The following is a 5,449-nucleotide window of genomic DNA, read 5'->3' on the forward strand; positions in this document are numbered from 1 at the left end:
CGGCGGCCATCGCCACGGCCCGTGCCCTGGGTGTGGACCCGGCACACGCGGCCTTCGTGGGCGACAGCAACGTGGACATGCGCACCGCGCACGGCGCGGGCATGCTGGCCGTGGGCTGCCTGTGGGGCTTCCGGGGCGAGGCGGAACTGCGCGATAGCGGGGCATCCGTGCTGCTGGCGCATCCGCTGGAGTTGCTGGACCATCTCTAGCCCGTCGCCGCGTCCGGTTTCTCGTCCGCGCACCAGTCCCGTCCGTACCTACTGCAACCCTTCGGGTTCACGTTCCCGCAAGCCCTGTTCGCGGATGGCCCGCACGATGGCGTTGGCCAGCGTGGCGGCCTCCACGGGCTTGGTCAGGTAGCCGTCCATGCCCGCAGCCAGAAACTGTTCGCGGTCGCCGCGCATGGCGTGGGCGGTCAGGGCGATGATGGGCGTTGCCGAGCGCGCCCGCAGGATGCGCGGGTCGATGCGCCGGTCGTCGATGCGCCGGTCATCGATGCGCAGGTCATGCACGCTCTCCGCCTCTGCGCCATCTTCCCCGTCATGCATCGCGTCATGCCTCCCATGGGGCATCCCATCGGGCATCCCCTCGGGCGCAGCAACGGGTTCGGCGCCCGTCGCATGCAGGGGACCGCTTCCTGCCGGGGCGCCGCCAGCCGCGTCCGATGCGGGTGCGTCTTCCATCCCCTCGCGCGCCCCTTCATGTGCCAGGGCCCGCAGGCGGCGGGTGGCCTCCATCCCGTCCATGACCGGCATCTGGATGTCCATGAGCACGCAGTCGAAGTCGGCGGCCAGCAGGGCCTGCACGGCCCGTTCGCCGTTGTCGGCGGTGGTCACCCGCGCCCCCATGTTCTCCAGCAGGCGCGTCACGGCCAGGCGGTTCACCGCGTCGTCCTCGGCCAGCAGGATGGCCCTGCCGCGCAGGGCCAGGGCGTCGGCGGCGGGCGGGTCGGCCACGGTATCCTCCACCTTGTTCACGAAGCGGAAGGGCAGGCTGACGCTGAAGGCGGTGCCCGTGCCCGGCGTGCTTTCCACGGTGACGGTGCCGCGCATCAGCCTCACCAGCCGCCGCACGATGGGCAGCCCCAGCCCCGCGCCCTGGTAGCGCCGGGTGCTGGCCGTTTCTGCCTGCACGAACGGTTCGAAGATGTCCTTCAGCCGGTCTTCGGCAATGCCTATGCCGGTATCGCGCACGGTGAACACCACCCTGCACCCGCGCGAGCGCGATGCCTGCACCCGCCATGCCTCCACCACAACCTCGCCCTGGTCGGTGAACTTCACCGCGTTGCCCACCAGGTTGAAAAGCACCTGGCGCAGGCGCATGGCGTCGCCACGCAGGTGGCGGGGAATGCGCTCGTCCACGCTTACGCGCAGGGCCAGCCCGCGTTCGGCGGCGGGGCCTTCGAACAGGCCGCGCACCTCGTCCAGCACGGCCCGCGCCTCGAAGGGTTCGTCGTGCAGTTCCAGCTTGCCCGCCTCTATGCGCGAAAGATCAAGGATGTCGCCCAACAGCAGCCCCAGGCGGCGGCACGACTGGGTGGCCGCGCTTACGTACACCGTGCGCATGGCCTTGGCCGGGTCTGCCTGCAACAGTTGCAGCATGCCCATGATGCCGTTGAGCGGGGTGCGGATTTCGTGGCTCATGTTGGCCAGGAATTCGCTTTTGGTGCGGCTGGCGGTCTCGGCGGCCTCCTTGGCGCAGCGCAGCTCGCATTCCGCCCGCTTGCGGGTCGAACTGTCGCGCACGATGGCCAGCAGCAGCGGGTCGCCGTCCGCTTCTTCCACCAGCGCCATGCGCACCTCCACCGGCAGCGGCGTGCCGCCGCGCGTGCGGTGTGTGGTTTCGAAAGTGGCCTTGCGGGCGGATTCCAGTTCTGCGCGCAGCCGGGCAAAGCCGCGTTGATCGAGCCGTTCGTCGATGTCGAACAGGGTCATGCGCAGCAGTTGTTCACGGGTGTGGCCGGTCTGGTGTTCCGCCTCGGGGTTGGCGTCAAGGACATGGCCCGTGCCGTCCACGAGGTAGATGGCGTCGCCCGCGCTTTCCACCAGCATGCGCAGCCGCAGTTCGCTATGTCGCAGGGCTTCTTCTGCCCTGCACTGTTCGGTGACGTCGGTGATGATGGAATACAGCAGCGGCTCGCCGTGCAGCACCAAGGTGCCGGTGTTCGATTCCACGTCGCGGGTGGTGCCGTTGGCCATGCGGTGGCGAAAGCGGAAACGCTGCTTTTCGCCCCGCGCCGCCGATGAGAGTTCGCCTCGCAGTTTCCCTGACGGCAAGGTGTTGATGTCGGAGATGTGCATGGTGCGCAGCACCTCGCGCGGCCAGCCGTAGAATTCGGCGGCGGCGGGGCTGGCATCGCGGATGGCCTTGGTGGTGGGGTCGATGAGCAGGGCCACCACGTGGTTGTTTTCGAACAGGCCCCGGTAGCGGGCCTCGCTTTCGCGCAGGGCCCGCCCGGCGCGCATCCTTTCCAGCTCTGCCGTTGCGCGCCCGGCAAGGATGCGCATAAGTGCCACGCCTTCACCCGTGGGCGGTGCCATGGGCAGGTCGTGGAACACGGCCAGCACGCCCAGGGGGGTGCCCTGCGCGTCGCGCAGGGCAAGGCCCATGTAGGATTGAATGCCCAGCGAGGCATGCAGTTCGGCTTCGGGAAAGATTTCCTGCACGCCGTCTGGATAGACGCACAGGTCCGGCGAATTGAGGGTGCGGGAGCAGGGGGTGCCGTGCAACGCATAGTCGAAGGGTTCGCCGGGCGCCTCGCCCAGCCATGCGGCCAGCACGCGCAGGTAGTCGCCGTCGTCCCGCTTGCCTCCGTCATCCTGTGTGGTCGGGCCGCCCTGTTCGCCCGCGTCGCTCAATTCGCCTATCAGGGCGTAGCGCGCGCCAAGGCCATGGGCCAGTTGCTGCACCAGCATCCGGAAGAATTCCTGCTCCACCAGCGGCGAGGTGACCTGCACGATGCTGCGCAGGGTGTTTTCTGCCCGGCCCAGGGCGCGCCGGGTGCGGCGCAGGCGCAGGGTCAGCCACAGCAGCAGGGCGGCTGCCGGAAGGATGAGCGTGGCATCGTCGATGACGCGCACCCACCAGGGGTCGGGCGGCTGCACGCCGGTGGGGACGGCCTGCAAGGCGGCGCCCGGCAGGGCATCGGCGGTCACGGACCCCACGGACAGTGCGGGCAGCCCGGATAGTGACGACAGTGACGACAGTGACGACAGGGTGGACAGTGACGACAGGGTGGACAGGGCGGAGGCAGGCGTCGCCCTTGACGCACGGTGAATGGGATCGGGCGGTACTTCCGTGCCCGATGCGGCTGCCGCGCACAGCACGATCGCCAGAACGAGGGCGACAAGCCGGGCTGTAACGGATGCGGCCCCGGAATGATGCACGCTGGGCATGGAGGTACCCCTGGTCAGGTGGCGCGCCGCAAGCGGCGCGGAGTGGTCTGTGGACAGACTATACGCGAAATTGCAATTTGCGCGACAGAAGAATGGGGCGTTGCGGGATTTGTCTGCCGGTGCGAGAGGCCCGATGCGTTTCCGGACGCGGAGTGTGGGGCGGACAAGAGAGGGGTGGCCGGTAACGTATTCCGTTGTCGCCGGGCAGACCCGCACGGGTACGAAAATGATGCACCTTCGCCGTGCCTGTGGTAAGTGGAAGGTCAGGTGGGCAACCCCACCCAATTCCCTGCAAAAGGAGCGGACGCATGAACAAAGCGACGAAACCGGCAAAGGCCAAGCCCGCAGCGGCGGCCCCCTCCCCGCGCGAGGCCCGCAAGGCCAAGGTCATCGAGGTGCTGAACAAGGCGCGCGCCATGGAGCTGAACGCCATCACCCAGTACATGAACCAGCACTACGGGCTGGACAACATGGACTACGGGACGCTGGCGGCGGACATGAAGCTGATCGCCATCGACGAAATGCGCCACGCCGAAATGTTCGCCGAGCGCATCAAGGAGCTGGGCGGCGAGCCCACCACCGAGCGTGAGGGCGATCTGGTCAAGGGGCAGGACGTGCAGACGATCTTCCCCTACGACGCCGGGCTCGAAGATGACACCATCGACGCCTACAACCAGTTCCTGCAGGTGTGCCGCGAATGTGGCGACAGCATCAGCATGAAGTTGTTCGAAACCATCATCGAAGAGGAGCAGGTGCACTTCAACCACTTCGACAACGTGGGCGAACACCTGAAGACGCTGGGCGACACCTACCTGTCGAAGATTGCGGGCACCTCGGCCTCCACTGGCCCCTCCACCAAGGGCTTCCTGATCAGCAAGGGCGGTGCCGCGGCGGGCTAGTCCCGGCGCGGTCGCACCAGGGACCGGGCGCGCCGTGCCTTCCCGCGACAGGGAAGGGTGGCACGCCTTCGAGCCACACGGATTTTACGCATGCGGCGGCACGGCAACGTGCCGCCGTTTCCGTTGCGGGGGAAGGGAAGAGGGGGGTGCGGGGTTATCACACGCGACGGAACGCGCGCAGCCCCAGCAGCAGCCCGGCCATCAGCAGGGCCACGCCGCCCAGGCTTCCGGCATCCGGGGCCTGGCCGCGCCAGCAATAGGCGTAGGTCAGGGCGGCCAAGGTTTCGCAGACCATCAGCTGTCCCGCAAGCCCGGCGGGCAGCAGACGGCTGGCGCGGTTCCACAGGGTGGTGCCCAGCCACGAGGCCAGCAGCCCCAGGGTGAACATCAGCCCCGCGAAGGTCCACGGGCGGGGGCCCAGCGGCGCGGCAAAGCCGCCGCTGCCGCCATCTGCCAGGGAGTACCACGCGCAGGCCCCAGCCATGCCCAGCAGGGCCAGCGGCAAGGTGGCCAGCCCCTGCGCCGTGGCCCACAGACCGGAGCCCAGATGCGGGCGCCGCGCCAGCCATTGGCTGTTGCGCAACGGATACCATGTCCAGCAGGCCACGGCCCCCCAGGCCAGAACCACGCCGGTCAGGTAGTCCGACAGGGGCCGGTCGAAGCCCAGACGACCGATTTCGTGGCGGTTCACCAGCAGCACCCCGGCGGCGATGGCCGCCAGCGGTGGCACCAGCCGCGCCCACGGCAGCCGCCGGTCGCGCAGATTGGAGATGATGGCGATGATGATGGGCAGGGTGCCGATGATCACCGTGGGCAGGGGGGCGTCCGCACGCTGGATGGCCGCGGAAAGGCACAGGTAGTACAGGATGTTGCCGGACAGGGCCAGTTCCAGGGCGCGCAGCCAGTCTGCCCGGTCCAGCAGGCGCAGCCGGGCCGTGTCGCGCAGGCCCAGCACCACGGCGATGGCCCCGAAGGCCATGTACCGCCCGAACGAGAGCACGGCGGGTGGGTAGTCGCCCAACAGCAACGGGACGATGAACACCAGCCCCCAGGCCAGCCCGGCGCCCAGGGCGCACAGGGCGCCTTCGGCCAGGGTGCGCGGGGGCAGGCCGGAATGTGGGGTTGCGGCGACGGCGGATGCGACGGCAGTGGCGG

The 5,449-nt window shown here is 68.8% G+C and carries 4 protein-coding genes; 2 read left to right on the forward strand and 2 right to left on the reverse strand.

Going from position 1 to position 5,449, the window contains the following annotated elements; all coding sequences use genetic code 11:
• The coding region (locus FVW27_RS06910) for an HAD family hydrolase (RefSeq protein ID WP_167123851.1) at window positions 1–209 on the forward strand (209 nt) is incomplete at its 5' end.
• Between the two features lie 48 nt (window positions 210–257).
• Here FVW27_RS06910 and FVW27_RS06915 read toward each other — a convergent pair.
• Window positions 258–3,395 carry a PAS domain-containing hybrid sensor histidine kinase/response regulator gene (locus FVW27_RS06915; RefSeq protein ID WP_167123853.1) on the reverse strand — a complete coding sequence of 1,046 codons (3,138 nt, stop codon included), beginning with the start codon at window positions 3,393–3,395 and terminating at the stop codon, window positions 258–260.
• Window positions 3,396–3,703: 308 nt separating this feature from the next.
• Here FVW27_RS06915 and FVW27_RS06920 point away from each other — a divergent pair, with 308 nt between their 5' ends.
• Complete coding sequence (locus FVW27_RS06920; RefSeq protein ID WP_167123855.1) at window positions 3,704–4,294, forward strand: ferritin-like domain-containing protein; 591 nt, start codon at window positions 3,704–3,706, stop codon at window positions 4,292–4,294.
• Between the two features lie 157 nt (window positions 4,295–4,451).
• On the opposite strand, the gene FVW27_RS06925 is transcribed toward FVW27_RS06920, so the two are convergent.
• Window positions 4,452–5,449: DMT family transporter (locus FVW27_RS06925; RefSeq protein ID WP_341806103.1), on the reverse strand; the 998-nt coding region annotated here is incomplete at its 5' end.

Origin of the sequence: Nitratidesulfovibrio liaohensis, assembly GCF_011682075.1 — a bacterium.
Lineage (GTDB): Bacteria > Desulfobacterota > Desulfovibrionia > Desulfovibrionales > Desulfovibrionaceae > Cupidesulfovibrio > Cupidesulfovibrio liaohensis.